The sequence below is a fragment of the uncultured Sphingomonas sp. genome, assembly GCF_964237155.1.
Taxonomy (GTDB): domain Bacteria; phylum Pseudomonadota; class Alphaproteobacteria; order Sphingomonadales; family Sphingomonadaceae; genus Sphingomonas.
In genome coordinates, this window is the sequence record NZ_CAXSHH010000003.1 from 23,380 (window position 1) to 48,708 (window position 25,329).

At 69.4% G+C, this 25,329-nt stretch carries 29 protein-coding genes; 8 read left to right on the forward strand and 21 right to left on the reverse strand.

Features of this window, described 5'->3' with window-relative positions; genetic code table 11:
- Positions 1-50: 50 nt before the first annotated feature.
- The 9 genes from ACFE71_RS01270 to ACFE71_RS01310 all read right to left on the reverse strand — a co-directional run bounded on the left by ACFE71_RS01270 (position 51) and on the right by ACFE71_RS01310 (position 6,920).
- Positions 51-371 carry a DMT family transporter gene (locus ACFE71_RS01270; RefSeq protein ID WP_375427008.1) on the reverse strand — a complete coding sequence of 107 codons (321 nt, stop codon included), beginning with the start codon at positions 369-371 and terminating at the stop codon, positions 51-53.
- Positions 372-423: 52 nt separating this feature from the next.
- Complete coding sequence (locus ACFE71_RS01275) at positions 424-1,062, reverse strand: hypothetical protein (protein ID WP_375427009.1); 639 nt, start codon at positions 1,060-1,062, stop codon at positions 424-426.
- Positions 1,055-1,549 carry an ATPase gene (locus ACFE71_RS01280; protein ID WP_375427010.1) on the reverse strand — a complete coding sequence of 165 codons (495 nt, stop codon included), beginning with the start codon at positions 1,547-1,549 and terminating at the stop codon, positions 1,055-1,057. Before ACFE71_RS01280 ends, ACFE71_RS01275 begins: the two co-directional genes overlap by 8 nt.
- 58 nt (positions 1,550-1,607) lie before the next feature.
- A complete protein-coding gene (locus tag ACFE71_RS01285) occupies positions 1,608-1,835 on the reverse strand; it encodes a F0F1 ATP synthase subunit C (protein ID WP_375427091.1) in 228 nt (75 codons plus the stop codon).
- A 43-nt stretch (positions 1,836-1,878) separates the two neighbouring features.
- Positions 1,879-2,688, reverse strand: coding sequence for a F0F1 ATP synthase subunit A (locus ACFE71_RS01290; protein WP_375427092.1), 810 nt, complete (start codon positions 2,686-2,688; stop codon positions 1,879-1,881).
- A gap of 53 nt (positions 2,689-2,741) precedes the next feature.
- Positions 2,742-3,065, reverse strand: a complete 324-nt coding sequence (locus ACFE71_RS01295) for an AtpZ/AtpI family protein (RefSeq protein ID WP_375427011.1) — start codon at positions 3,063-3,065, stop codon at positions 2,742-2,744.
- A gap of 182 nt (positions 3,066-3,247) precedes the next feature.
- Positions 3,248-3,622, reverse strand: coding sequence for a YdbL family protein (locus tag ACFE71_RS01300; protein ID WP_375427012.1), 375 nt, complete (start codon positions 3,620-3,622; stop codon positions 3,248-3,250).
- A complete protein-coding gene (locus ACFE71_RS01305; RefSeq protein WP_375427013.1) occupies positions 3,622-3,792 on the reverse strand; it encodes a YnbE family lipoprotein in 171 nt (56 codons plus the stop codon). The genes ACFE71_RS01300 and ACFE71_RS01305 overlap by 1 nt, the downstream gene beginning before the upstream one ends.
- A gap of 8 nt (positions 3,793-3,800) precedes the next feature.
- A complete protein-coding gene (locus ACFE71_RS01310; RefSeq protein ID WP_375427014.1) occupies positions 3,801-6,920 on the reverse strand; it encodes a YdbH domain-containing protein in 3,120 nt (1,039 codons plus the stop codon).
- A 92-nt stretch (positions 6,921-7,012) separates the two neighbouring features.
- Between ACFE71_RS01310 and radC the strand changes: the two genes are divergently transcribed.
- A complete protein-coding gene (radC, locus tag ACFE71_RS01315; RefSeq protein ID WP_375427015.1) occupies positions 7,013-7,705 on the forward strand; it encodes a DNA repair protein RadC in 693 nt (230 codons plus the stop codon).
- On the opposite strand, the gene ACFE71_RS01320 is transcribed toward radC, so the two are convergent.
- On the reverse strand, positions 7,702-8,112 hold the full coding sequence (locus ACFE71_RS01320; RefSeq protein ID WP_375427016.1) for an EF-hand domain-containing protein: 411 nt from the start codon (positions 8,110-8,112) through the stop codon (positions 7,702-7,704). The two genes, radC and ACFE71_RS01320, sit on opposite strands and share 4 nt — an antisense overlap.
- Positions 8,113-8,300: 188 nt before the next feature.
- On the opposite strand from ACFE71_RS01320, the gene purB reads away from it, so the two are divergent.
- Positions 8,301-9,620: an adenylosuccinate lyase gene (purB, locus tag ACFE71_RS01325; RefSeq protein ID WP_375427017.1), complete on the forward strand. Its 1,320-nt coding sequence runs from the start codon at positions 8,301-8,303 to the stop codon at positions 9,618-9,620.
- A gap of 264 nt (positions 9,621-9,884) precedes the next feature.
- Here purB and ACFE71_RS01330 read toward each other — a convergent pair whose 3' ends face one another.
- The 4 genes from ACFE71_RS01330 to dnaK form a co-directional block, all read right to left on the reverse strand.
- On the reverse strand, positions 9,885-10,379 hold the full coding sequence (locus tag ACFE71_RS01330) for a GDYXXLXY domain-containing protein (RefSeq protein WP_375427018.1): 495 nt from the start codon (positions 10,377-10,379) through the stop codon (positions 9,885-9,887).
- The gene (locus ACFE71_RS01335) at positions 10,376-11,476 is read right to left on the reverse strand and encodes a DUF2157 domain-containing protein (protein WP_375427019.1); all 1,101 of its coding nucleotides are present in this window, start codon (positions 11,474-11,476) and stop codon (positions 10,376-10,378) included. The genes ACFE71_RS01330 and ACFE71_RS01335 overlap by 4 nt, the downstream gene beginning before the upstream one ends.
- 59 nt (positions 11,477-11,535) lie before the next feature.
- Positions 11,536-12,657, reverse strand: a complete 1,122-nt coding sequence (gene dnaJ / locus ACFE71_RS01340) for a molecular chaperone DnaJ (RefSeq protein ID WP_375427020.1) — start codon at positions 12,655-12,657, stop codon at positions 11,536-11,538.
- Positions 12,658-12,775: 118 nt separating this feature from the next.
- On the reverse strand, positions 12,776-14,677 hold the full coding sequence (gene dnaK, locus ACFE71_RS01345; protein ID WP_375427021.1) for a molecular chaperone DnaK: 1,902 nt from the start codon (positions 14,675-14,677) through the stop codon (positions 12,776-12,778).
- Positions 14,678-14,844: 167 nt separating this feature from the next.
- Between dnaK and ACFE71_RS01350 the strand changes: the two genes are divergently transcribed.
- A complete protein-coding gene (locus tag ACFE71_RS01350) occupies positions 14,845-15,282 on the forward strand; it encodes a copper chaperone PCu(A)C (RefSeq protein WP_375427022.1) in 438 nt (145 codons plus the stop codon).
- Positions 15,279-15,755, forward strand: a complete 477-nt coding sequence (locus ACFE71_RS01355; protein ID WP_375427023.1) for a vgr related protein — start codon at positions 15,279-15,281, stop codon at positions 15,753-15,755. The genes ACFE71_RS01350 and ACFE71_RS01355 overlap by 4 nt, the downstream gene beginning before the upstream one ends.
- Before the next feature lie 101 nt (positions 15,756-15,856).
- Here ACFE71_RS01355 and ACFE71_RS01360 read toward each other — a convergent pair whose 3' ends face one another.
- A complete protein-coding gene (locus tag ACFE71_RS01360; RefSeq protein ID WP_375427024.1) occupies positions 15,857-16,213 on the reverse strand; it encodes a hypothetical protein in 357 nt (118 codons plus the stop codon).
- A gap of 149 nt (positions 16,214-16,362) precedes the next feature.
- Between ACFE71_RS01360 and ACFE71_RS01365 the strand changes: the two genes are divergently transcribed.
- On the forward strand, positions 16,363-16,806 hold the full coding sequence (locus ACFE71_RS01365; RefSeq protein WP_375427025.1) for an acyl-CoA thioesterase: 444 nt from the start codon (positions 16,363-16,365) through the stop codon (positions 16,804-16,806).
- On the opposite strand, the gene ACFE71_RS01370 is transcribed toward ACFE71_RS01365, so the two are convergent.
- The 3 genes from ACFE71_RS01370 to hrcA are packed head-to-tail and all read right to left on the reverse strand — an operon-like array spanning position 16,799 to position 19,657.
- Positions 16,799-18,025: a threonine synthase gene (locus ACFE71_RS01370; RefSeq protein WP_375427026.1), complete on the reverse strand. Its 1,227-nt coding sequence runs from the start codon at positions 18,023-18,025 to the stop codon at positions 16,799-16,801. The genes ACFE71_RS01365 and ACFE71_RS01370 overlap by 8 nt on opposite strands.
- 5 nt (positions 18,026-18,030) lie before the next feature.
- Positions 18,031-18,573: a nucleotide exchange factor GrpE gene (grpE, locus tag ACFE71_RS01375; protein WP_375427027.1), complete on the reverse strand. Its 543-nt coding sequence runs from the start codon at positions 18,571-18,573 to the stop codon at positions 18,031-18,033.
- Between the two features lie 22 nt (positions 18,574-18,595).
- A complete protein-coding gene (gene hrcA / locus ACFE71_RS01380; protein ID WP_375427093.1) occupies positions 18,596-19,657 on the reverse strand; it encodes a heat-inducible transcriptional repressor HrcA in 1,062 nt (353 codons plus the stop codon).
- A 91-nt stretch (positions 19,658-19,748) separates the two neighbouring features.
- Here hrcA and rph point away from each other — a divergent pair, with 91 nt between their 5' ends.
- Positions 19,749-20,462 (forward strand): ribonuclease PH, encoded by a 714-nt coding sequence (gene rph, locus ACFE71_RS01385; RefSeq protein ID WP_375427028.1) that lies wholly within the window; start codon positions 19,749-19,751, stop codon positions 20,460-20,462.
- Complete coding sequence (gene rdgB / locus ACFE71_RS01390; protein ID WP_375427029.1) at positions 20,459-21,088, forward strand: RdgB/HAM1 family non-canonical purine NTP pyrophosphatase; 630 nt, start codon at positions 20,459-20,461, stop codon at positions 21,086-21,088. The genes rph and rdgB overlap by 4 nt, the downstream gene beginning before the upstream one ends.
- On the opposite strand, the gene ACFE71_RS01395 is transcribed toward rdgB, so the two are convergent.
- Positions 21,085-22,332, reverse strand: a complete 1,248-nt coding sequence (locus ACFE71_RS01395) for a sulfotransferase (RefSeq protein WP_375427030.1) — start codon at positions 22,330-22,332, stop codon at positions 21,085-21,087. The genes rdgB and ACFE71_RS01395 overlap by 4 nt on opposite strands.
- A gap of 37 nt (positions 22,333-22,369) precedes the next feature.
- On the reverse strand, positions 22,370-23,359 hold the full coding sequence (locus tag ACFE71_RS01400; RefSeq protein ID WP_375427031.1) for a hypothetical protein: 990 nt from the start codon (positions 23,357-23,359) through the stop codon (positions 22,370-22,372).
- Positions 23,360-23,468: 109 nt separating this feature from the next.
- Here ACFE71_RS01400 and ACFE71_RS01405 point away from each other — a divergent pair, with 109 nt between their 5' ends.
- Positions 23,469-24,437, forward strand: coding sequence for a hypothetical protein (locus ACFE71_RS01405; protein WP_375427032.1), 969 nt, complete (start codon positions 23,469-23,471; stop codon positions 24,435-24,437).
- Positions 24,438-24,461: 24 nt separating this feature from the next.
- On the opposite strand, the gene ACFE71_RS01410 is transcribed toward ACFE71_RS01405, so the two are convergent.
- On the reverse strand, positions 24,462-25,217 hold the full coding sequence (locus ACFE71_RS01410) for an energy transducer TonB (RefSeq protein ID WP_375427033.1): 756 nt from the start codon (positions 25,215-25,217) through the stop codon (positions 24,462-24,464).
- Positions 25,218-25,329 lie beyond the last annotated feature (112 nt).

Consider the following 25,329-nt stretch of genomic DNA (forward strand, 5'->3'; position numbering starts at 1 on the left):
TGGGTCGCGATAAGAGTGCGGTCGGCGGCTGTCCAATCGGGTCCGTCCGCCTAGCCCGGCGAGAACAGCTTGGTCCCGACCACGCCGACCACCGTCAGCGCCATGAAGCAGCCCTGGACGAACGTGACACGCTCGCCGAACAGGACGACACCGCCGACGATCACGCCGACCGCGCCCAACCCGCTCCAGATCGAATAGGCGGTCCCCGCCGCCAGGCCTCGCATCGCCAGCGCGAGCATGCCCATCGTCACGAAGCTGAGCGCGATCGGCACCGCGCCGGCGACCAAGGTGCCGACGTTCGACGCCCATTTCAGGCTGAGCGCCCAGCAGATCTCGGCGACGATCGCGAGCGCGAGGATGAGCCAGGACATGGGGTTGGTCCTCGGAAAGCGCCGAGTTACGGGAACATCTGGAGGGCAGGGCCTAGTTCGGTCGTCCAATCCCGGCGATCGTGCGGTTGACCAGCGAACGGTCCAACCCCGCATCGACGCCGTCGCGCATCAACAACGCGGCCGCCTTCACCGCGGCCTCGGCGGCGGTGGCGCGGACCTCGGCGAGCGCGGTCCGCTCGGCGGCGGCGATCTTGTCCTCGGCCATGCGCGCACGGCGATCCATCAGCGCCTCGGCATCCGCCTTGGCCTTCGTGATGATGGCGTGCGCCTCCTGATGCGCATGCGCGCGGATGGTCTCGGCCTCGCCGTGCGCGGACGCGGCCTTGGCTTCGTATTCCGCCCGAAGCGCCTCCGCCTCGGCGCGTAGCCGCGCGGCATCGTCGAGCTGACGGCGGATGTCGGCGATGCGGCCGTCGAGCGAGCGCCCGATCATAGCGGGCACGCCGCGGACCAGCATGATGAGCAGCACCACCAGCGCGGCGATCCCGACCCAACCGGTGGTGTTGAAGCCGAGCGCGGTGGGTTCGACGACATGCTCCGCCCCGCCCGGCTCATGAACTTCTTCGATTAGCGCGCTGCCGTCGCGCACGTCCGCCGCGGCGAGCGGCTCGTTCCCGGTCGCGTGCGACAAGTTGGCGGCGACGGCTATATCGCCGGATCGGTCAGCCATTCGTCATCACCTCGCGCACCGCCGCGGACGCGGCGTCGGCGCTGACCTGCGCGCCGGACAGTTTGACGACCAGGTCGCGCGCGGCGTCCGCCGCGATCGATTGGACATTCCCCATCGCCGCCGACTTCGCTTCGGCGACCGCGCGGTCGTGATGCGAGAAGCGCAACGCCAGGTCGGCGTCGGCCTGGCGCACCTGCGTCTCGAACGCGGCGGTCGCGCGCGCCTTGGCCGCGACGGTCTCAGCCTGAGCCGCCATACGCGCGGCCTCCATCTCGGTCCTCCACGCCTCCTCCGTCGCGTCGGCGGAGGCGCGCGCGGACTCCGCCGCGTGCAGGTCGTCCGCGATACGCGCGTCGCGAAGGTCGACGGTCGCCTGGATCCTGGGCACCATCGACTTGCCGATTCCGAAATACAGGAGGCCGAAGGTGATCAGCAGCCAGAAGATCTGCGACGCGTAGGTCGAGGCGAGCTGTTCGATTTGAGGCATGCGGGTTCCCGTCCCGTAAACGGCCGGGCGCGACCGCCCGGCCGTCACGAAGCGCTTGTCAGGCCACGAACAGCAGGATGATCATGGTCACGAAGGCGAGCAGGCCGAGCAGCTCGGCGCCCGCGAAACCGATGAACAACCGACCCTGCTGGCTGTCCGCCGCGCCCGGATTACGCAGCGCGCCTTCCAGGAACTTGGCGAACACGTTGCCCACGCCCAGCGCGGCGATGCCCATGCCGATCGCGGCGAGGCCGGCGCCGATCATCTTGGCGGCTTCTGCGTCCATCATCATTCACTCCACATCAAAAGAAGGTAACGGTAGGTAACACTCAATGCAGGTTGACGGCGTCGTTCAGATAGACCGACGTCAGCAACGCGAATACATAGGCCTGGATCGCCGCGACCAGCAGCTCGAGCAGCGTGATCCCGACCATCAGGATGAAGGACGGCACGCTGACGATCGCGATGTAAGCGACCGAGGCGTTGGGGCCGTCAACCAAGTTGATCCCGTTGATCACGAACGCGGCCAGCACCTTGAGCAGGATATGCCCGGCGGTCATCGCGACGAACAGTCGTAGCCCGAGACTGAACGGCCGGACCAGGAAGCTCATCAGCTCGACCACGAAGATCAGCGGGATCATCAGCTTGGGCGTACCGTGCGGCACGAAAAGCGAAAAGAAGTGGAACCCGTGCCGCCCGAACCCGACGATCAGCACGATCGCGAACGAGATGATCGCGAGCACGCCCGTGACGGTGATGTGACTGGTGACGGTGAACGGATGAACGCCCGGGATCACGCCAAAAGGCAGCAATCCCAGTATGTTGGCGAACAGGATGAACATGAATAGCGAGAACACGTAAGGTAGGAACCGCTTGCCCTCCGGCCCGATGTTCGAGATCAGCATCGTCTGGATGAAGCCGGTGAAGGTCTCGACGGCCATCTGCGCGCGGCCCGGGATCAGCTCGCGCTTCATCCCCGCCAGCATGAACAGCCACAGCGCGCCGAGCGTCAGCACCATCCACAAGGCCGAATTGGTGAAGGACAGGTCGTACCCGCCTACCATCCAGCGCTGACCGAGCACGGGCTCGATCAGGAACTGGTGCATGGGGTCTATCCTGCTGCCCCCTTCCGCCGTCACCGCTTCCGCCGCCACTTGGCCGCCCCTTGTTCTTACGATGCGCGAAAACCCGATTATTCCGGGCGTTCGCCTGACATCTTGATGATCTGCCTGAACGCGACGCCGATCCCAAGAAACAGCATCACGATCAACCCCCACGGCGCGGTCCCGGCCAGACGATCGATGACCCAGCCGATCAACGCACCGCCGACCAGGCTGCCGATCATCGCCGACAACACGCGGTTGCCGAGCGAATAGCCGCCATCGCCACCACCCGCCGGCACCGATCCCGTGCGCGTCGCTTCGCGAGCCTTGGCATCGCGCAGCTTGGCGTCGAGCGCGGTCAGCCGTGGATCGTCCACGCCGTGATTGTCCCGGTCGGGATCGAACTCCGCCACGCCGCGCTCCTATGGACAACTTCGAACAAGGGAACGCGCGAGCGGCGACAGACCCCGCCAAGGCGCGGTCCGTTTAGCAGGGGTCGACCTTGTGTCAACCGACACGCATACGCGCTCATCGCGGGCGTCGGCGCCGGAACCGTCCCGACCGGCAGGATGATTCCCGCCTGGCGCGCGTCACCTCAGACGCAGCGCGGATCGCGCTCAGGCTGGCCCGCATCGCGTGTCCGCCAGGCACCGCCGGGCGTCCGGTACTTCTCGCCGGGCGCGGTCGCCGCGACGAGGTTGCAGCCGCTGGTGAAGGCGAACTGCTCCACCGTCGCGCCGCTCTCGGCGGCCTGCCGCGTGTAGGCGGACTTGCGCTGGATGTTGATGTTGCTGACCAGCGCCCGCAACTCGCCGCCGCCGCCGACCGCGCCCAGATAGCCGTCGGGCTGTTCGCCGACCTGCCCCGCCGACCGTGCCGCCGCATAGGCCGGATCGCGCTGAGCCCACGCCGCGCCCGCCGCGCCGCCGATCAGCATCAACATCGCCGCCGCCATCCATATCTTGCGCATCAGAATATCCCCGGATTCCGCTTGATCACCGACTTGGCGTCGTTATCCAGCCTGTACACCACTTCCTGCGTCACGTTGATGTTCAGGTTGACCACGATCGGCTTATCCGGGGCGGACACGCTGACGCATCCCCCGAGCAGGCCGACCGCCAACATCGGCGCGACTGGCATTATCGATCTCATGGCGTGTTCCTGCTTACGGGTGGCTGAATAACGGGCGGCGGGATGGCGGGCGGAGCGGCCCGCCGCTCCTGCTCGTCGAGCAAGGCGGGCAGGTTGCGCTCGATCAGCCGCGCGGGGTCGTAGAAGCTGCGCGCCGAGTCGATCAGCCCGCGAAACGGCGCCTTGATGCGGATGTTGAACACCAACGGCAGTCGTTGGAGCCGGCGGATGATGAAGTTCGATCTCGTGCCCGCCCCCTGGCTCACTCCCTCGAACCGGACGTCGGTGACCATCTCGCCCGCGAGCGGTCCGTTCATCACGATGCCGAACTGTCGGTAGCGCAGCGACTTGAGCGACTGAAATGCGAAATCGCCCCAGGTGCCGAGCTTCTCCTGGCTGATCGCGCCGACATAGGCGAGCGTGCCGCCGCCCGCGCGCACCCGCAACCGCCCGTTCTCGATCCGCCCGCCGCGCTCGTCGAAGATCATCGGCAGCTCGCCGTCGAACACGCCCGTCGCGCTCAGATTGTCGAAATCGAACTGCTGGAGGAATCGGTCCGCCTGCATGCCGTCAATGCGGAAGGTCAGTCGCCGGTCGACCGGCCGCGAGAAGTCGAGCGTGGTCGACGCGAGCAGCAAAGTCCCGCCCGCGAAGGGCCAACGCCCACCCTCCACGGACACGCGCGATCCGGGCAAGGTTTGGTATCGCAACACCCCGTCGTTCACCGGGATGCCGGAGTTGATTGTCGCAATCGTCGCCACCTGCCCCGGCGCGCTGCGGAGTGCGAGCAGGTCGTCGAACACGATCCGCCCCTTCAGCCCCGTCACCGGCCCGAATGCCGCCGCCAGGTCGATGCCCTCGGTCGCGAACGCGCCGGTGCTCGTCACGCCGTCGGGGCTCCATACAATCCTACCCTCGCCCGCCACCCGGCCGCGCACGTCGGCGATCACGCCGAACGTGGTCCGCGTTAGCGCGTCGGGCTGCAGCCGTTCATCGAACACGATCCCCGGCACGCTCAACGACGCCTCGCCCGCGCCGCGCGCCAGCTCGTGCCCGATCCGCGCGCGTGTAACGAGCGTTCGCGTCGCGGGCTCGACCAGCGATCCCGTTACCGCGATGCGCCCGCCTTCGAGACGGAACGCCATGTCGTCGCTCCGCAGCGGCTCGAACCGGCGTGCCGTCGCGTCGCTCACCGTCGTCGCGCCGCCCAGCGTCAGCGCGCCGCCCGCCAGCCGCCACGCACCTGCGGCATCGGACAGCAGCAGCGGCACGTTCGCGGTCCGTCCGCTCGTTCCCGCGAAACGACCCACGACCGCATTCCCGTCGATCCGGCCGTCAAGCCGCTCAACCCCAATCGATGTCTCCCGCCCTGTCCGGCCCAGTCGCGCCGCGACGTCGCGCAACGTGAAGCCGCGCGCGCCGAGCGCCACCTCCGCTCCCCTGGCCGCGAGCGTCACGGGCGTGCCCCCAAGAAATCCCGTTACGCGCGGCGCGTCGATCCGAGCGCCCCCGCTAACCCGCCCGTCCGCGATCCGGATCAGCGCGCCGCCGGTCGGGCAAAGCCTGAGCCGCGTCGACGAGAGCACCAGCCCCGCCAGCGCCAACCGCTCGAATGCGACGGGCGCGCATCCCGGATCGAGCGCCAGGCGTGTACGGCCGTCCCAATCGAGCATGATCGGTACCCGCAACCCGTCGATCCGCCCGTCGCCGAGCGGGCCCGACACGGTCGCCACCGTCGAGATGCGCGTCGCGTCGCCCGGCGTCGCGGTGAACGCGACCGGCGTCAGGGCGAGGCCCGCGCCTCCGGCCGAGTATCGCTCGACATGCGCGAGCCCACGAATGGGCGCGCGCGCCGCGGCCTGATCAAGCATGACGCGCATCGTGGGCAACCCGCCCCCGCTCACCGCGGCGTCGGTGTCGATCGTGAGGCCCGCCCGTGACCACGCGACGCCGTCGCCTCCGCCGAGCGTCAAGCGAGCGCCGCTTTGCGACCGGCCGTTCAGCTCGGTGACGCGAATCGCCCCACCCCGACGCGTGTCGACCGCGAGCGCCGCGTCGAACGCGAACCCGCGCGCCGCCTGCCCGACCGCCCCCGCGACGCGCTCGGCGATTGGAGCGAGCGGCGTTCCCGCCAGCGCCGCCGCATCCAGGCTGATACGCGCCATCGCCGCACCCTCCGCTCGCGCGCGTCCAGCAAAACGCAGGCCGTCATCGACCCGGTACTCGCCCACCAGGTCCAGCCGACGAGCGCTCGCACCGACGAGCCGCGCCTCGGTCGACCGAAGCTCCGCCCACCCGGCCGTGGCGCGCGCCCCGCCTGCGAAAGTCACCGTTCCCGCCAGCGCCGCCGCTCCCGCGCCCGAGCCTTCCGCCGCGCCGGTCGCCAGCCGAGCCATGCCGCGCCAGCGATCGAGCGCCGGGGTGAACGCCGCCTTCAACTCCGTCCGGACCCGCCGCGCGCCGCCGTTCGCACACACGATCCGGGCCGCCCTGACCGGACCGGTGATCGCGGGCGCGGCATCCGTGATCCGCACGCGCACCATCGCCGTCATCCCCTCGGCCACACAGCCGCCCGCCGTGATCCGTCGGCTCACCGCCGCCAACCGCCCGTCGAACCCGTCATCGAGCCGCCCGCGCCCCGCCAGTCTTAGCCCGACCGATCCCGCGGGCATCTCCAGCCGCATCCGCGCGTCCGCCACGTCCACGAACAGGCGTGGAAGGGCGAAGGGTTTGCCCGAGGGCGCGGGAAGCAGCCGGTCGATCGCGCCCAGCGACAAGCGCCCGTCCACCAGCCGCCCGCGCATCCGCACCCGTCCCGCCCGGATCGCGGTGACGCTCGCCCCGCTCCAGGTCAGCCGCGTCCCCGTCTCGATCCAGTCGGCGACCAGGTCGGGCCGCTCCGGATCGCCGATCGAGACGTCGATCAGCCGTTGCCGCCCAAAGCCGAGATCGGCGACCTCGTACCGCGCCGGGACGCCGGCCGCCGCGAGCTCCCGGTCGATCACCTCGCTCGCGATCGGCCGCCTGGCGATCCAAGTCCCGAGCAGCAGGAGCGCGAGGAGGCCGAGCATCACCACGCCCACGCGCCGGGCGCGACGGGCTGGGCGGCCGGACGGCCCGTCGCTCTCCTCCGTCACCGCCCTGCTCCACCCTGCTCGCTATCCGTGTTCATAGGCATGCCGCTTCTCGGCTTGCAAATGCGTGAACCGCCGCCCTACCCTCGCCGGCGATGGCCGACAGCGACCCCAGCGACAATGACGGCGCGGGCCACCGCGCCCGCCTCCGCCATCGCCTCGCGACCGGCGGCGGCGACGCGCTCCTCGATCACGAGCTGATCGAATATCTTCTCGCGCTCGCCATTCCGCGCCGCGACACCAAGCCGCTCGCCAAGGCGCTGCTGCGCGAGTTTGGCGGGATCGGCGGCGTCCTGACCGCCGAGGGCGATCAGCTCGCGCGCGTGCCGGGAATGGGCGAGACCTCGGTGGCGGCGATCAAGATCGCCCAGGCCGCCGCGATCCGCCTGCTCGCCGCGCCCGTCGCGGACCGCCCGGTGCTCGCCAACTGGCAGTCGCTGCTCGATTATCTACGCGGCCGCATGGCGCACGAGGCGGTGGAGCATGTCCGCGTGCTGCACCTGAACACCAGGAACATGCTGATCCGCGACGAGCTGATGAGCCGCGGCACGGTGGACCAGGCGGCGGTGCATGTCCGCGAGGTGATCCGCCGCGCGATCGACCTCGGCTCGGCGGCGATCATCCTGGTCCACAACCACCCGAGCGGCGACCCGTCGCCCAGCCGTGCCGACATCGACCTGACCCGCGCCATCGCGAGCGCGGGCAAACCGCTGAACATCGCGGTCCATGATCACCTGATCATCGGCGCGAACGGGCATGTCAGCCTGCGCGCGCAAGGCCTGCTCTAGGAGCGCGCGGGCGACAGGAAGCCGGTCAGCTCCTGTAGCGTCACCAGACGCGACCGATCGATGTCCGCCTGCGCGAACGCCGCGCCCAGCCAGGTCCTGGTCGAGGGCGCGTCCGCCGTCACCGTCGGATCGGCGATCGCCCTCAGCCTGACCATCCAGTCGTCGAACTCCTTCGCGCTCAGCCCGCCATTCGCGTCCTTGTCATAGGCCGGGAACTCGCGCGCGACGATCGACGCCACCTCACCCGCACTCGTCGCGGGTCGCGGCCCGTTAGTCGTCGGAACGGGCGCGGAAGTCATGGGCGCGACCGGCGAAGGCGTAGGCACCGGCGGGGCGACGGACGCGGCGGTCTGCGCCGAAGCGGGCGCGACGAACAGGGTCGCGGCCGCAAGCAAAAGCTTTCTCATATTCAAACCTTTCCGTCCGGGTCAGCCCCGAACGCTCTTTCGACAACCACGGCATCAGGCCGCATAACCCCGACAGCTACGCGCAAGCCTAACACATCGTCGCGTGCGCGCGCCGTTTGCAGCCGGCCGCCCGTCCCTGCTAACGCCCGCTCCGTCCCGATCGCGCATCCTCACCTCGAAAGCCTTTCATGATCCCCCGCTACTCCCGCCCCGACATGGCCGCGATCTGGACACCCGAAACACGCCTGCGCATCTGGTTCGAGATCGAGGCCCACGCCACCGACGCGCTCGCCGAGTTGGGCGTAGTCCCGCGCGAGGCCGCCCGGGCGATCTGGGACGCCGATGCGCAGGCCGGGCCGTTCGACATCGCCCGCATCGACGCGATCGAGGCGGAGACCAAGCACGACGTGATCGCGTTCCTGACGCATGTCGCCGAGCGGACAGGCGAGCCCGCGCGCTTCCTGCATCAGGGCATGACCTCGTCCGACGTGCTCGACACCTGCCTCGCGGTCCAACTCGCCCGCGCGTCCGACATCCTCCTCGCCGATATCGACCAGCTCCTCGCCGTCCTCGAACGCCGCGCGCGCGAGCATAAACTGACCCCCACCATCGGCCGCAGCCACGGCATCCACGCCGAACCGGTCACCTTCGGCCTGAAACTCGCCCAGGCGCACGCCGAGTTCGCCCGCCACCGTGCCCGACTGGTCCACGCCCGCGCCGACATCGCCACCTGCGCCATTTCCGGGGCGGTTGGCACCTTCGCCAATATCGACCCGTTCGTGGAAGAATATGTCGCCGGCAAGCTTGGCCTCACCTCCGAGCCCGTCTCGACCCAAGTGATCCCGCGCGACCGCCACGCGATGTTCTTCGCCACGCTCGGCGTCATCGCCGGGTCGGTTGAGCGCCTCGCCACCGAGATCCGCCACCTCCAGCGCACCGAGGTGCTGGAGGCCGAGGAGTATTTCGCCCCCGGCCAGAAGGGCAGCTCGGCGATGCCGCACAAGCGCAACCCGGTGCTGACCGAGAACCTGACCGGCCTCGCCCGCATGGTCCGTGGCTACGTCACCCCCGCCTTGGAGAACGTCGCGCTCTGGCACGAGCGCGACATCAGCCATTCGTCGGTCGAACGCTACATCGCCCCCGACGCGACGATTACCCTCGACTTCGCGCTCACCCGGCTAACGGGCGTGGTCGACAAACTCCTCATCTATCCCGACCGGATGCGACGCAACATGGACAGCATGGGCGGCTTGATCCACTCGCAGCGCGTGCTCCTGGCGCTGACCCAGGCGGGCGCGCCGCGCGAGGACGCCTATCGCTTGGTTCAACGCAACGCGATGAGGGTATGGGAGTCCGACGGCGCGCTCTCGCTGCGCGACCTGCTGCTGGCCGATCCGGACGTCACCGCCCTGCTCTCGGCCGTCGAGATTGGGGACAAGTTCGATCTCGAGTATCACCTCAAGCACGTGGACACGATCTTCGCGCGCGTATTCGGGCCGGAAAACTAAGGCGGGCTATTTATGAGTGCATCCGTTGCACTCGCGATGGCCCGTAATAAAATTGCGCCGAACCGAAATAAAAACCACATGGCTCCGTGCCGGACCTTTCCGGCATGGAGAGCCAACCATGCGTACCCTGGAAACCGTGGCCAGCAGCCTGCTGGCGCTCGCGGCGCAGGCGCTGGTGGTCGGGGTGGTCGTCACCACCTTCTAATCCACCCGCCCGTCCGCCCCTTCTCGCGAGGGGGCGGGATCGGGCTTTTCACCTTGCCACTATTTGGCCGGCTCCAATCTGATCGGGGTGAGGCGGCCGGTCTTCGACAGGCGCGCGACCGCGACCATCGGTCGCATACGAAGCTGAAGCTCGAGCATCGGCGCTCGCGACTCAGAAACCCACAGGCGCGTGGTCGACGTGAGCGGGTCCGTTCGCACACCGGAGAGGTTCGCGACACGCAATCCGCTCGCCTTCAGATCGACGGGCGCGGCGCAGCTTGCTCCCTCCGGCGCTATCCGCAGGCGTTCGCCGCGACCTTCCAGGCATGGACGGCAGTCGTCGCCGCCGCCGCATGCTCTTCGGTCGCCCTCGACCGACCAGATATATTGGAAGGTGATGTAGCGACCACGCAGCGGATCGCGCGGGTTATAGCCCGCGATGGGGATGCGCCATTCGATGGCGTCGCGCAGATCCGCCTCGCGAAGGGCGATGCTCCCCAGCGATCCCGCAACCGGCAACGCGGCGGCGGCCATGATGATCAGGAGGCGGTTCACCGTGCTTCCCGGCGCACGATGCGCGTCCAGACCCAGGCCAATGCGATCAGCAACGCCCCGCCGATGATCAGACCGACGCCCGTGAAGGCGAGGCTATAGAACAGCTCGAAATAGACTGCGAACAACCGCACTGCGAGTGCGGCGATCGCGACGCGGAACAACCGATGCCATCCCGCGCGCGTCGCCAGCATGGCGAGCACGCCCCAGAACACCAGATAGGACAGCACGCCGACGAAGCGCGGCGTGGGTCCGCCGCCATGCGGGATTCCGAGCGCAAACAGGCCCGCGAGCAGCGAGCCGATCAGCGCCGCCGCGATCACCGACGCATCCGCGTGAGGACGGCTCCGAAACGCGAGCAGGCAGACACCTGCGACGACCGCCGCCGCGATCGGAAGCTGCGTCAGCATGCGCCAGGCCTCCGCGCCGGAGACCTTGGACGACCAGCCGATATGCGCCAGAGTACCGGCGAAGAGTGTCGCCGCAAAGCCGAACTCGAACAGCCCGGCCCGGAAAGCGGCGTTGCGCTCCTCGTCCGGTAGAGCGAGCGCCGCCAGCACGAGCGCGGTAGGAAGCGCCATGGCGAGAGCTTCCCCGAGCCTCTCGAACTCCGCGGTCCCGTAAGCGACGGCGAGCGCGGCCAGCATCGCGCCGTAGCCATAGGCGACCAGCCGGGTACGCCCGAGCAGTAGGATCACCGGGGAGACGAGGATCGCCCACCAGGCCAGCGCCTGCCACAACGCCCCGGTCAGCTGATAGACTTGCGATTGCAGCGCGATGCCCGCCAGCGTGAGCGCGGCGAGCAGGAACAGAGCGCCCTCGCCCGCCCACACCCAGTCGCGGCGGGCGCACAGGACCGCGGTGACGGCCGCGATCGCCGTCAGCGCGATATGCACCGAGAGTTTGAGCCCCGCGGGTAGCTCGTCCCAGTTCGCCGCGACCAGCGACAGGATGCCGAGCGCCAGTGCCAACAGCCCAAGACCCGCGACGGCGAACAACGCTATCGGTCGATGCGCACCGTCCTCATGCGAGCGGATCGCCGAGGCGGCCGCGCCATCGATCAGACCGGCGGCCTGCCATTCGTCGAGCTTGGTCGCCAATCGCATCGCGACCTTGCTAGCCCGCCATGTCGCCGATCACCAGTATCCAGTACGGCCGATCATCCCGCGATCGCCGCCTTCAGCTTCGCGAAGAAGCCTTGGCTGGCCGGGCACTCGTCGCCCGTCTCCGTTTCGCGGAACATCTCCAGCAGCTCGCGCTGGCGGACGGACAGCTTGGTCGGCGTCTCCACCTCGATCTGGACGACCAGGTCGCCCGCGCCCCGGCCCTGGAGGACGGGCATGCCCGCCCCGCGTTGGCGCAACTGCTTGCCCGACTGGATGCCGACCGGGATGCGGATCTCGTGATGCTCGCCGTCGAGCCCGGGAATCTGGAGCGTCCCGCCCAGCGCCGCCGTCGTGAAGCTTATTGGCGCGCGCGCGAACAGGGTGGTGCCCTCGCGCTCGAAGATCGCATGCCGCTTGATGTGGAGGAAGATGTAGAGGTCGCCCGCCGGTGAACCTCGCGCGCCCGCCTCACCCTCGCCCGACAGGCGGATGCGCGTACCTTCGTCGACACCGGGTGGCACGTTGACCTCCAGCGTCTTGGTCCGCTCGACACGGCCGTCGCCGCGGCACTCGGCGCACGGATCGGCGATCACCCGCCCCGCCCCCTGGCAGGTCGGGCAGGCGCGCTCGACCACGAAGAAGCCCTGCTGCGCGCGCACCTTGCCGTGGCCCGCGCACGTCCCGCACGCCTTGGCGTTGGTGCCCGGCTTCGCACCCGATCCGCGGCAGGTATCGCACTGCGCCGACACATCGACCGTGATCTCGGTCGCCTTACCGTGATAGGCCTCCTCCAGCCCGATCTCCATGTCGTAACGTAGGTCGGCGCCACGACGCTGCGACGCACGCCCACCGCCGCCGCGCTGGCCGCCCATGAACTCCCCGAACACTGATTCGAAGATGTCGGAGAAGCCCGAGAAGTCCTGCCCGTTGCCGCCACCGCCGCCTTGGCGGAAGGCGGCGTGCCCGAACCGGTCATAGGCCGCGCGCTTCTGCGGGTCCTTGAGGATGTCGTACGCCTCGCTGACCGCCTTGAACTTGGCTTCGCTGTCCTTGCACCCGGCATTCTTGTCCGGGTGGAACTTCATCGCGAGCCGGCGATAGGACGCCTTGACCGTCCCCGCATCGGCGGTCCGTTCGCATTCGAGCAACTCGTAGAAATCGATATCGGCCGTCACTTGCTTCTACTCCCTCTCCCCGCTTGCGGGACAGGGTCGGGGGAGGGGCTGCATGAATCGCCGTCCTCTGCCCGGTCCCTCTCCCCGACCCTCTCCCCGAGGAGAGAGGGGGAGGAGGTTACGCCTTCTGGTTGTCGTCGACTTCCGAGAACTCGGCGTCGACCACGTCGTCCTTGGGCGCTTCGCCGTCGGCCTTGGGAGACGCGTCATCCTGGGCCTGCTTCTCGTAGATCGCCTGCCCCATCTTCATCGCCGCCGTTGCCAGCGCCTGCGACTTTTCGGACATGCGGTCCGCGTCGCCGCTCTCTACGGCCGTCTTGGCCTCGGCGATCGCCGCCTCGATCTCGCCCTTCAGCGACGCGTCGATCTTGTCGCCGTTATCGGCCAGTTGGCGCTCGGTCGTGTGGATCAACGACTCGGCGTTGTTCTTCGCCTCCGCGCCCGCGCGGCGCTTCTTGTCCTCTTCGGCGAAGCGCTCGGCGTCGCGGACCATCTGGTCGATGTCCGCGTCCGACAAGCCGCCCGAGGCCTGGATGCGGATCTGCTGCTCCTTGCCCGTGCCCTTGTCCTTGGCGGACACGTTGACGATGCCGTTCGCGTCGATGTCGAACGTGACCTCGACCTGCGGCACGCCGCGCGGCGCGGGGGGGATGCCGACCAGGTCGAATTGGCCAAGCATCTTGTTGTCCGCCGCCATCTCGCGCTCACCCTGAAACACGCGGATCGTCACCGCGCCCTGATTGTCCTCGGCGGTCGAATAGGTCTGCGATTTCTTGGTCGGGATGGTCGTGTTGCGGTCGATCATCCGCGTGAACACGCCGCCCAGCGTCTCGATGCCGAGCGATAGGGGCGTGACGTCGAGCAGCAGCACGTCCTTGACATCGCCCTGCAGCACGCCCGCCTGGATCGCCGCGCCCATGGCGACGACCTCGTCCGGGTTGACGCCCGTATGCGGCTCCTTGCCGAAGAAGGCCTTCACCGCCTCGCGGACCTTGGGCATGCGCGTCATGCCGCCCACCATCACCACTTCGCTGATGTCGTCGTTCTTGATCCCGGCGTCGGCCAGGGCCTTCTTCATTGGCTCGATGGTGCGCTTGATCAGATCGTCGACCAACCGCTCCAGGTCGGCGCGGTTGATCGCCTTGACCAGATGTTTCGGCCCGTTCTGGTCGGCGGTGATGAAGGGCAGGTTGACCTCGGTCGTCGCGGCCGAGCTCAGCTCTATCTTCGCCTTTTCGGCCGCCTCCTTCAGCCGCTGAAGCGCCAGCTTGTCCTTGGACAGGTCGATGCCCTCGTTCTTCTTGAAGCCTTCCGCCAGGAACTCGACGATCTTGTTGTCGAAATCCTCACCGCCCAGGAAGGTGTCGCCGTTGGTCGCCTTCACCTCGAACACGCCGTCGCCAATCTCCAGGATCGACACGTCGAACGTCCCGCCGCCCAGGTCGTAGACCGCGATCGTCTTGCCGTCCTGCTTCTCCAGGCCATAAGCCAGCGCCGCCGCCGTCGGCTCGTTGATGATGCGCAGCACCTCCAGTCCCGCGATCTGGCCGGCGTCCTTGGTCGCCTGGCGCTGGGCGTCGTTGAAGTACGCCGGCACGGTGATCACCGCCTGCGTTACCGTCTCGCCCAGATAGGACTCGGCGGTCTCCTTCATCTTCTGGAGCGTGAAGGCGCTAATCTGCGACGGTGAATAATCCTTGCCGCCCGCCGACACCCACGCATCGCCGTTGCCGCCGCGCGTGATCTTGTACGGGACCAATTCGGTGTCCTTCTTGGTGATCGGATCGTCGAACCGCCGCCCGATCAGCCGCTTCACCGCGAAGATGGTGTTGTCGCCGTTGGTGACCGCCTGGCGCTTCGCCGGCTGGCCGACCAACCGCTCGCCGTCCTTGGCGAAGGCGACGATCGACGGCGTCGTGCGCGCGCCCTCCGCATTCTCGATCACCTTGGGCTTGCCGCCCTCCATGACGGAGACGCAGCTGTTGGTGGTGCCCAGATCGATGCCGATGACTTTAGCCATGTTTCCTGAATGCCCCTGGATATTAAATACATGATCGCACCCCGTTACGGAGGCGCAACCTTCGATGATGACGGCGGCGATATAGGTTGGGTTCGGCTTGCGACAAGATTTGGGCGGGGCTAGGCGCGGTCGCCGAGCGACGGCCCCGCTCGAGGAGTGCGTGCGCGTTGCGAGGACGGATCGTTTCGGGATCGGCGGCGCTGCTGCTGCTCGGCTGTTCGGGACCCGCCGAGGTGACGGTCGATGACGCCTGGGTCCGCCTGCCCGCCGCGCCGGGCCGTCCAGGCGCGGGCTACCTGACCGTCCGGGGCGGTGCCACCGACCGTACCCTCGTCCGCGTCACCGCCGACTACGCGCTTCGATCGGAGATGCACGAAACGTCGACGACGGGCGGTCGCATGACGATGCGCCCGCTAGCCTCCGTTCCCGTTCCCGCCGGCGACGAGGTCGCCTTCACGCCCGGCGGCCGGCATCTCATGCTGTACGACCTCGATCCACGCGCCAAGCCCGGCACCAGCACGCTCCTGACCCTGACCTTCGAGAACGGTGAACGCCTGTACCGCAAGGCCTATATCATCGGGCCGGGCGATCCGGCTCCGGGGTGAGCAACGTTTACGCGACCGCCCGTCGCCCGCTGACCCCCGGCGAAACCGACCTCGCCCGCTCCGTCTTCGGTGACGCGGTCGACTACGCCGCCGTGACGTTGTCCCGCACCAAATGGGCGTTCTTCCAGCCACGCCGCGTCGTCATGGCCCCGCTCGGCTGCATCCATTTCCACCCGAAGGGGGATTTGTGGCGCGATGATTTCGCGGTCGCCTCGCTCGGAGACCAGGGGCTGTTCATCCACGAGATGACGCACGTCTGGCAGCACCAGCGCGGCGTCTGTCTACCCCTCGCCCGCCACCCCTTCTGCCGCTACCGATACAGCCTGAAACCTGGCCAAGCCTTCGCGCGCTACGGTCTCGAGCAGCAAGCGGAGATCGTCCGCCACGCCTTCCTGCTCCATCGAGGCGCGACCGTCGCGGCCGCTCCGGCGCTCGCGCAATATGACACGTTGATTCCGTTCCGCACCCTCTGAGCGGCGCGGTGCCGTTCACAGTCGAAACGAAAAAAGCCGTCGATCGAGCGCCACGGGGCCCGATCGACGGCTTCTCCTCACGGCGCCGAAAGGCGAGCCGATCAGTTCTTGTCGGCGCCGTCCTTGTCGCTCGCGCCCTCGGTGACCTTCAGCTTGGGAACCTCGATGGTCTCCTTCTCGGTCGTCAGGTCGACGCTCTTGGAATCGACATCGACATCAGGCAGCGCGCCGCCCTTGACGCTGACATCGACGTTCGGCAGCGCGCCGCCGTTCATGTCGGCGCGGAAGAAGCCCGTCGCGAACAGGATGGCCGCGATGATGGCGGCGATCGCCAGCAGGATCAGCAGCGTCCGGCCGATCCCGCCGCGCTTGCGCTCACCGACCACATGATCCGTGCGGCCGTCCACGCGGCGCGCGCCGTTGTCGTTACCCGTTCCGTTACCCCGATAGTCCGTCATCGCGATCCTCCTGTTGATCTGCGCTCCCGAACGATGGGCCCCGCTAGATTGTTCCTGCTGCGCAACGGAAATGCGGTGAACCGGATCGGCCGGCCCGGCAAGTTATTCTGTTGTTTCCAGTCGTTGCGCCCAATGGTACGAGCGACCGCGTGACCGCCAGCCCCCCGCACAGCTACCGGATCGGCATCGATCCCGCCGATATCGACTTCATGGGCCATGTGAACAACGCCAGCTATCTCAAGTGGGTGCAGGAGGCGGTGATCAATCATTGGCAACGGATCGCCCCCGCCGACGCCGTCGCCGCGCACCTTTGGGTCGCGCTCAAGCACGAGATCATCTACCGCAAGCCGACCTTCCCGGGCGACGACGTGATCGCCACCGTCCTGCTCGAAAAGGTGCAGGGCGCACGCGCCTTCTACGAAACGATCATCCGCCGCGGCGAGGAAGTCCTGGCCGAGGTCAAGTCGAGCTGGTGCTGCCTCGACGCCCGAACGCTCCGTCCCGCACGGCTGGCGACGAGCGTCGTCGACCGCTTCTTTCCCAACGACCGAGGTCCCAACCCTCTCCCGCCTTCGCGGGAGAGGGTTAGTTGAATAGGTCGAAGTCGATCGTTCCGTGCCGGTCCAGCCATTGGGGCGCTTCCGGCAATGGATATTTCAATCCCGTCGCACAATTGAAGAGCACCACTCGCTCCTCCTCGTCGACCAGCCCGTCGCGCACCGCCTGCCCGTAGGCGGCCAGCGTCGCCCCGCCCTCCGGACACATCAACAACCCGTCTTGGGCGGCGCACTCGTCCACCGCGCGCAGGATCGCCGGGTCGCCGACGCCCAGCGCCCGACCGCCGGATTCCCTAACGGCGCGCAGGATCAGGAAGTCGCCGACCGCGCGCGGCACCCGGATGCCCGCCGCGACGGTCGCCGCGTCCTCCCAACGTTCGGCATGCTCCTGCCCCGCCTCGAACGCGCGCACGATCGGCGCGCAGCCGGAAGCCTGCACCGCGTACATGCGCGGGCGTTTCGGACCTATCCAGCCAAGCCGCTCCAGTTCGTCGAACGCCTTCCACATCCCGATCAGGCCCGTGCCGCCGCCCGTCGGATAGAAGATCGCGTCGGGCAGCTCCCAGCCAAACTGGGTCGCCAGCTCCAGCCCCATCGTCTTCTTGCCCTCGATCCGGTACGGTTCCTTCAGCGTCGAGAAGTCGAACCACCGCCCCTCGGCCGCCCCTCGGCCCACGATCGCGCCGCAATCGTCGATCTGCCCGTTGACGCGCCACACGCGCGCGCCCTGCGCCGCGATCTCGCGCACGTTAATCTCGGGCGTCTCCTCCGGGCAGAACACGATCGTCTCGATCCCGCAGCGCGTCGCATAGGCCGCGAGCGCCGCGCCGGCGTTGCCGTTGGTTGGCATCGCGATCCGCGTCACGCCCAACTCGCGCGCCATCGCCACCGCCATCACCAGCCCGCGCGCCTTGAACGAGCCCGTCGGCAACCGTCCCTCGTCCTTCACGAGCACGTTCGGTCCACCCGACCGTGGGATCGGCACCAGCGGCGTCTCGATCTCGCCGAGCGAGACGATCGACTCCGTCCGCCGCACCGGCAGCAGTTCGCGCCACCGCCACAGGTCGGTCTTCCGCGCTCCGAGCGCGTCGCGCGACAGGGCCGCCCCAACCGCGTCCAGGTCGTACCGCACCAGCAACGGCCGCCCCACGCGCGACAGGCCGTGAAGCGCGTCGGCCTCGTATCGCTCGCCCGTCATCGAGCATTCCAGGTGCGACACGAAGGTCGGGCGATCGGCGGTGGCGTTCGGATTCATCACGCCTACTCCGGCCCGCGCGCCACCCCGACCATCGCCGGACGCAGCAGCCGGTCGCGGATCATGTAACCCGTCTGCATCTCCTGGATGATCGTCCCAGGCGCGGCGTCGCTGGGCATTTCCAGCATCGCCTGGTGGCGGTTGGGGTCGAGCGGTTCGCCCATCGCCGCGATCTTGGTGATGCCGTGCCGCTGGAACACGCTTTCGATCTCGCGCCCGGTCGCGTCGAGACCGACGACGAGCCCCTTAAATTTATCGTCGCCGCGAAGCTCCTCCGGGATCGACTGGAGCGCGCGCGCAAGGTTGTCCGCCACCGACAGGATGTCGCGCGCGAACGCCGTCGCCGCATAGGTGCGCGCGTCCACCGCCTCCTTTTCCGCGCGGCGGCGCACGTTTTGCACCTCGGCCTGCGCGTACAGCGTCGCCTGGCGCGCCTCCGCCAGCTCGCCCTCCAGCTGGGCCGCGCGGTCGTGCTCGGCGAGTTCGGGGGAGGCCTGCGCGGTTTCCTCGCGCAGGGCCTCGGCGTCGGTGGGGCTGATGTCATCCATGGCGGCCACAGTTAGGTCGGCTTCAAGGACCCATCAAGCGCGCAAGCGTCGCCGCGGTGAAATCCACCATCGGCACCACCCGCGCATAGTTCAGCCGCGTCGGCCCGATCACCCCCACTACGCCAACCACGCGCCCGTCCAGCCCGCGGAAGGGCCTGGCGATCACCGAGGAGCCGCTGAGCGCGAACAGCTTGTTCTCCGCCCCAATAAAGATGCGCGTCGCGTCGCCCGCCCGCGCCGCCTCCAGCAGTCCCGCCACCTCCTGCTTGCCCTCCAGGTCGTCCAGCAGCTCGCGCACCCTGTCCAGGTCCGCCGTCGCGCCCTCGTCGATCAGCCGCGACTGACCGCGCACGATCAGCACCGGCCGCCGGTCGCCATCCTCGCTCCAGACCGCGATGCCGCGCTCGACCAGGTCGCGCGCCGCGCCCTGGATAGCCGCGCGTCCGTCCGCCAACTCGCGCTCGATCCGCGCGCGCGCCTCCGCCAGGGTCAGTCCGGACAGCGTCGCGGACATGTAGTTTCCCGCCTCGACCAGCGCGGATGAAGTCATGCCGCCTGACAGCGCGATGACCCGGTTCTCGACCGCCCCGTCCTCGCTCACCAGCACCGCCATCGCCTGCCCGTCGCCAAGCGGTACGAAGCCGATCGACCGCAACCGCGCCTCGCGTTTCGCGACCATCACCAGCCCCGCGCACGCCGACAGCCCCGACAGCGCCGCCGTGGTCGCCGCCAACGCCTGCTCGACCGGACCGCGCCCACCCGCCGTCGATGCCCCGATCCCGACCTCCAGCGCCGCCCGCTCCTCCGCCGACGGCTCCAGCGCCTGCATCATGCCGTCGACGAACAGCCTCAGGCCCTGGTCCGTCGGCATCCGCCCGGCGCTGACATGCGGGGAGCTGAGCAGCCCGCGCTCCTCCAGCTCCTGCATGACGTTCCGGATCGACGCGGGCGAAAGGTTCATTCCCGACGCCGACGCGATCGTCTTCGACCCGACCGGGCCGCCCGTCGCCACATACCCGTCCACCACCGCCCGGAATATCTCCCGCGCGCGGTCGCTCAGTTCGGGGACGGAAGCGGTCACCAGAAGATGTCTATGAGGTAGCGCGCGCGAGCGAAAGCCTTCCCCGTGCCGGACAACCCAGCTACGGGCCGCCCCGAACAACAGGAGCCTTCCCATGCGCCCCAGTGGCCGCGCCCCCGACCAGATGCGCCCGATCACCATCGAGGCCGGCTATACCCGCCACGCCGAGGGATCCGTCCTGATCGGCTTCGGCGACACCCGCGTCCTCGTCACCGCGTCGGTGGAGGAGCGCGTGCCCCCGTTCCTGCGCGGCAAGGGCGAAGGCTGGGTCACCGCCGAATACGGCATGCTTCCCCGCGCCACCCATACCCGCTCGAACCGCGAGGCGGCCAAGGGCAAGCAGTCGGGCCGCACCCAGGAGATACAACGCCTTATCGGCCGATCCTTGCGCGCCGTCACCGATATGAAGCTGCTTGGCGAGCGCCAGATCACGCTCGATTGCGACGTGCTCCAGGCCGACGGCGGCACCCGCACCGCCTCCATCTCCGGCGCATGGGTCGCGCTCCGCTTGGCGGTCGACGGCCTGCTCAAGAGCGGCAAGCTGACCGCCGACCCGATCCGCCAAAAGGTCGCGGCCGTCTCCTGCGGCATCTTCGAGGGCGCGCCGGTCCTCGACCTCGACTATCCCGAGGACTCCGCCGCCGACGCCGACGCCAACTTCGTCCTGCTCGAGAACGGCCACATCGCCGAGGCGCAGGCGACCGCCGAGGGCGCGACCTACGACGAGGAGGCGCTGCTCCGCCTGCTCCGCCTCGCCCGCATCGGCTGCACCGACATCTTCGCCGCCCAGGCACGCGCGCTGGGATGACCTGCGACGTCCCCGGCCCACAGACCGTCCGCAAGCTCCAGCCCGGCAAGCTCGTTATCGCCAGCCACAACCCCGGCAAGGTGCGCGAGATCAGGGCGCTGCTCGGCCCTCACGGCGTCGAGCCCGTCTCCGCCGCCGAGCTCGACCTGCCCGAGCCCGAGGAGACTGGCACCAGTTTCGTGGCCAACGCCGAGCTCAAGGCGCGGGCGGCCGCCGACCTGTCCGGGCTCCCCGCGCTCGCCGACGACAGCGGCCTGTGCGTCGAGGCGCTGGGCGGCGACCCCGGCATCTTCTCCGCCCGCTGGGGCGGCGAGGACAAGGACTTCGGCGAGGCGATGCGCCGCGTCGAGGCGGCGATCGCCGCGACCGGCCCCGACGCCTCCCGCGACGCGCATTTCATTTGCGTCCTTTCGCTCGCCTGGCCCGACGGCCACGCCGAATCGTTCGAGGGGCGGGTGGATGGTACGCTCGTCCACCCGCCCCGCGGCGACCTGGGCTTCGGCTACGACCCCATGTTCGTCCTGAACGGCATGACGGAGACCTTCGGCGAGATCGATCCCGACCATAAGCATGGCGTCAGCCACCGCGCCCTGGCTTTTGAACAGCTCGTCGCCGCCGTCTTCTAGGCCGCGGCCCGTATCTCCGCAGGCGTCAGGCCAAACTCCTCGACACCGTAGCGGTGCCGCTCCAATCCCCTGCGCGCGCGCGCCAGATATGCCGCCATCCGCGCCTCCAACCCGGTGTCGAGTCCCAGCCCCAACACCCCGTAAACGCGTCGCATTTCGCCTCGCCAGTCGCGGTTCATCGCATCGAACGCGACCGTGACCTGCGGGACGTCCGGCCGCGCCGCCAGCCCCGCCTCGACCCGCGCGCGCCTCAGGACGACCTTGCGCAGCCATTCCCGCCCGATCCACCGGTCGTCGACCGCGTCCGACTGCACCCGCATCTGATTACGCACCAGCGACGCCGCCGACGCGACCACCGCCACCGGCTCGCGCTCGACCCGCACCACGCGCGCATCGGGAAACGTCGCCAGCACCGCCTCCAGGTCCTGCGTCAGCTGCGGCACCTTCAGTACCCAGGGCCGCGCAGTCCGGTCCCGTCGCTGCCAAGCCACGGTCTGAAGCAACAGTCGGAACTCACGGTAAACCCTCGAGGAGTCCGCCCCTTCGCAATATCGCGCGAAGCTCGGCACGCGCCACTGCGCCTCGAACACCGACCCGTGAACGGATAGGGCATGCAGCCCGATCTCCTCGTCCGGCCCCGCGACGCTCGCCGGATGGATGACCGTGAACTCCGGATTGAGCGCGCGCATCGCCGCCAGCATCGCGCCCGCCCGCACCCGCCGATCGTCCACCGGCCAGCGCGTGGCGGGTACCGGGCACCAGCTCTCATAAAACCGCGTCCAGCCCAGCCGCCGATCGCACGCCAGCAATCGCTGCATCCGCGTCGTCCCCGACCGCATCTGCCCAAGCACCAGCACCGGCGCGTGGAACGGCATGTCCGCGATCTCGGGATGCCGAGTCCACAGCGCATGCACGCGCAACCGGTCGCGCAGCGCGGCGGTCAACTGCCCCCACGCCATCGTCCGCCCGAGCGGCGACAGTTCGGCTTCTTCCGCCAAGGAACGGCAGAGAACCTCCAGCCGCTCCCGCCAGACCGACGCATCACCCAGATCGTGCAGCCCCGTCGACACCCGGGCCGCCGCGACCAGCGCGTCCGGCTCCAGCACTGGCACGGGCGACCAGCCCTTGTCCCAGGCGCGCAGCAACGCCCTGTTCGCCAGCGCGACGCGCGGTCGTCCCGGACCGGCCGTCGGCGTCGCCCCCGACGTGAACTCGAAGGTCGCCCCTGTCACCCCCGACGCCATGCCCCGGCCATCGGCCGAGCGCCACCCGAAACGCGCGTCAGTACCCGTCCATCATGTCGCGGATCTCCGCCGTCCGGTCGGCATAGGCCCGCGCGACGCAGGCCTCGCTCCCGCACCGGTCGCGAAAGCGCAGGAACCGGTCGCGGCTTTCCCGAAGGTCGGCGCGTGTCTCCCCGTCCGCCTCCGCCAGCGCCGCGTAGAAGGTCGAGCTCATCGCCCGATCGGCGCGCGCCAGCTCATCGCTCCCGCATACCATCCGCTCCACCCGGCTTCGCCTGCCGCCGCAGCCGAAGCTCGGTCGCGCCGCCGCGCGGACCGGGGCCGCCGGCCGGCCGTATCCGGGGCGCGGCCTCGCCTCCACCTCGCGCGGCGCGGGCAAGACCCGGGGCGGGACGACCGCGCGCGCGCGGGTCGCCGCCTCGACCGGTGGGGTTGGTCGAGGCGCGGGCGTACGAACGACCGGCTCCGCGGGCGCGTCCACGGCCGGCGCGGCGATCGTCGGAGCCGCCGCCACCGTCCGCGCCTCGGCTTGATCCGGGCCGGTGCCCCGCGCCAGCCCAACCGCGGCCAGCCGGTACACGATCGGCTCCGCGCCATCCATCTGGTACACCAGTCCGCTGCCGTCGACCGCCTCCTGCGCGGCATATTCCACATCCGCCTCCAGGCGACGGTCGCCGTCGAACGCGTCCTCCGCGCCCGGCGGCAGTTCCAGCACCAGCCGTCCCCTGCACACCGTCACGTTCAGCGCCTCGTCGCGGCTCTTCACCACCGGGCGTTCCATCCGTACCACGCTTCGCGCCGCCAGCCTGTCGAGTGAGGGCGAACCCGCCTTGCGCACCCGCGCCGCCTGTTCGAACGCGACCTCCTTCAGCCGGTCGTACGTCTCCGCCGACCCGCAGGCGCGCTTCAGCCGCCGCGCTTTCGCCTGCTCCGCCTTCGCCGCGCGCTCCGCCGCGCCGGGGATCTTGGGCTCCGTCGATCCGCACCCCGCCAGCAACATCACCGCCAGCAACCACCCTGCCCTCACGCCTACGCTCCCGAAACCATCCAGCGCGTCCAACGAGCGGTCGCACGCTTCGCCCCACCACACGATTTTCCGCTGTCCTACAAGCGCGCGCTCTGTTCCACGCTGCCCGATGAGAAACCGAACCCCCGCCCCGTCCGCCGCCGCCCAGCAGAGCCCGGCTCCCGACTTCACCCCCGTCCCCCGCCTGTGCAAGCGCCATGACGGCTGGACGCCCGACCGCCAGCGCGCCTTCATCGAGGCGCTGGCGGAAACCGGTTCCGCCGCGACCGCCTGCCGCATGGTCAACATGTCGCTCGCGACCGCCTATGCGCTGCGTCATCACGCGCAGGGGTCGTCCTTCGCCCGCGCCTGGGAAGCGGCGCTCCGCTGCGGCGTCGAGCGGCTGCGCGACGAGGCGTTCGACCGCGCGATGAACGGCCAGCTCCATCCGGTCATCAGCGCCGGCAAGGTCATCGGCTACAAGCGCGTCAAGAACGATCGCCTACTCATGTACATGCTTCGCCATTACGGCCAGGACGCCAACGGCAAGCGCGTCACGCTGAACTATTTTTCCGCCAAGGACGCAGCTGACCCGGTGATCGAGGACGCCCGCCACGCAGCGCTACCCGCCCCGGCCGAGGCCGCCGCCACCCTGGCCGACTTCGCGGGCGTGCCGCTCGACGCGGAAGCGCAAGGGCAGATGCTGGCGCTGCTGCAGGCCTGCGCCGCCCGCAACGCCGCCGCCCTGCCGGAGGACGACCCAACGGTGCCCTTCGTCCGCGAGATCGAGACGGCGAACGGTTATGCCGGCACCCTCGAACCCTCGATGGACCTGGTGACGGACTTCGTCCCGCTTTCCGAAGGCGAGAATAGCTGGGAGTCGCTCCACGAACCCGACCGATCCGCCGAGATCGCCGCCGCCGTGGCGAGCGTGGAGGCGAGCGTCGCGGCGGCCGCCGCCTTGAGGTCGAACGACTTTTCCGAAGAGGCGGTCAGGGCCAGGCTGGACGCGGACAAGGCGGCGTTCGCCGAGTCGGAGAAGAAGCGCCTGGCCGACCGCCGCGCCGAACGTCACGCGGCCACCCGCACGCGCCGCTGACCGCGCGACCGGCCGGACCCTGCCCTATCCGGTCGGCTCGGCCGGCACCGCCTGCAGCGACCATTCATGGTCGACCACGATCGTCACCCGCACCGGCTGGCCGTCCGCGTCCAGCGACGGGCGGTAGCGGTACCGCTCGGTGATCAACCGGCACGTCGTCGCATCCAACGCCGCGTTCCCGCTCGACCGCGTCACCCGGCATCCCGAGACCCGCCCATTCACCTCGACGGCGTATCGGACCGACACCACGCCCGACGCTCCCGCCTCCGCCGCGGCTTCCGGATAATCCGAATCGCGCAGTCGTCCGCGTATCCGCCGCGGCGGCGTCTCGTCCTCCCAGCCGCCACCGTCGCCATCGCCGTTCCCACCGCTCCCCGTCCCGTTCCCCACGCCGCCCGCGCCCGTTCCCGGCCCCGGCACCGCCGCCGCCCCCTGCGACGGATCGCTCCCCGGACCCGCGACCGGCGCGGCGATCACCGGGGACGGCGTCGGGATCAGGATGATCGGCAAGGGCGCGACGACCGGGGTCGCGCGCGACCGCAGGTTGGGCGGCGCGGCTTCCCCCTCCGGCCGCCGGTTCCGCGTCCGTTCCGGCACGATCCGCACCGGTGGCGGTGGCGAGGGTGGCGCGACCTCGAACACCGCCAGCGGCGACTCGCCGACCGTCGGCATCCGTACCGCCAAGCCGATCACCAGCAGCCAGCCGAGCAACGCGACCAACCCGGCCGACAGTAACGCCGAGACGGCGCGGTCGCGGGGGTCTGGTCGGGCGCTAGGCATGGCATGCATAGTGCGACGATCGACCACGCCCCGCAATCCGTTCCATTGCCATGACCACCGCCCCGTCACCCCAACCAACTCGCCACCAGAACCCCCTCGTCACCCCCGACTT

What these genes read in the sequence shown, in the direction of transcription:
- ACFE71_RS01395 (WP_375427030.1), bottom strand. Translation starts at nt 22,332, where the DNA reads ATGGCGTCGGGGGTGACAGGGGCGACCTTCGAGTTCACGTCGGGGGCG.
- purB (WP_375427017.1), top strand. Translation starts at nt 8,301, where the DNA reads ATGATCCCCCGCTACTCCCGCCCCGACATGGCCGCGATCTGGACACCC.
- ACFE71_RS01360 (WP_375427024.1), bottom strand. Translation starts at nt 16,213, where the DNA reads ATGACGGACTATCGGGGTAACGGAACGGGTAACGACAACGGCGCGCGC.
- ACFE71_RS01320 (WP_375427016.1), bottom strand. Translation starts at nt 8,112, where the DNA reads ATGAGAAAGCTTTTGCTTGCGGCCGCGACCCTGTTCGTCGCGCCCGCT.
- grpE (WP_375427027.1), bottom strand. Translation starts at nt 18,573, where the DNA reads ATGGATGACATCAGCCCCACCGACGCCGAGGCCCTGCGCGAGGAAACC.
- rdgB (WP_375427029.1), top strand. Translation starts at nt 20,459, where the DNA reads ATGACCTGCGACGTCCCCGGCCCACAGACCGTCCGCAAGCTCCAGCCC.
- ACFE71_RS01370 (WP_375427026.1), bottom strand. Translation starts at nt 18,025, where the DNA reads ATGAATCCGAACGCCACCGCCGATCGCCCGACCTTCGTGTCGCACCTG.
- ACFE71_RS01300 (WP_375427012.1), bottom strand. Translation starts at nt 3,622, where the DNA reads ATGCGCAAGATATGGATGGCGGCGGCGATGTTGATGCTGATCGGCGGC.
- ACFE71_RS01270 (WP_375427008.1), bottom strand. Translation starts at nt 371, where the DNA reads ATGTCCTGGCTCATCCTCGCGCTCGCGATCGTCGCCGAGATCTGCTGG.
- rph (WP_375427028.1), top strand. Translation starts at nt 19,749, where the DNA reads ATGCGCCCCAGTGGCCGCGCCCCCGACCAGATGCGCCCGATCACCATC.
- ACFE71_RS01410 (WP_375427033.1), bottom strand. Translation starts at nt 25,217, where the DNA reads ATGCCTAGCGCCCGACCAGACCCCCGCGACCGCGCCGTCTCGGCGTTA.
- ACFE71_RS01280 (WP_375427010.1), bottom strand. Translation starts at nt 1,549, where the DNA reads ATGCCTCAAATCGAACAGCTCGCCTCGACCTACGCGTCGCAGATCTTC.
- ACFE71_RS01305 (WP_375427013.1), bottom strand. Translation starts at nt 3,792, where the DNA reads ATGCCAGTCGCGCCGATGTTGGCGGTCGGCCTGCTCGGGGGATGCGTC.
- dnaK (WP_375427021.1), bottom strand. Translation starts at nt 14,677, where the DNA reads ATGGCTAAAGTCATCGGCATCGATCTGGGCACCACCAACAGCTGCGTC.
- ACFE71_RS01405 (WP_375427032.1), top strand. Translation starts at nt 23,469, where the DNA reads ATGAGAAACCGAACCCCCGCCCCGTCCGCCGCCGCCCAGCAGAGCCCG.
- ACFE71_RS01285 (WP_375427091.1), bottom strand. Translation starts at nt 1,835, where the DNA reads ATGGACGCAGAAGCCGCCAAGATGATCGGCGCCGGCCTCGCCGCGATC.
- ACFE71_RS01275 (WP_375427009.1), bottom strand. Translation starts at nt 1,062, where the DNA reads ATGGCTGACCGATCCGGCGATATAGCCGTCGCCGCCAACTTGTCGCAC.
- radC (WP_375427015.1), top strand. Translation starts at nt 7,013, where the DNA reads ATGGCCGACAGCGACCCCAGCGACAATGACGGCGCGGGCCACCGCGCC.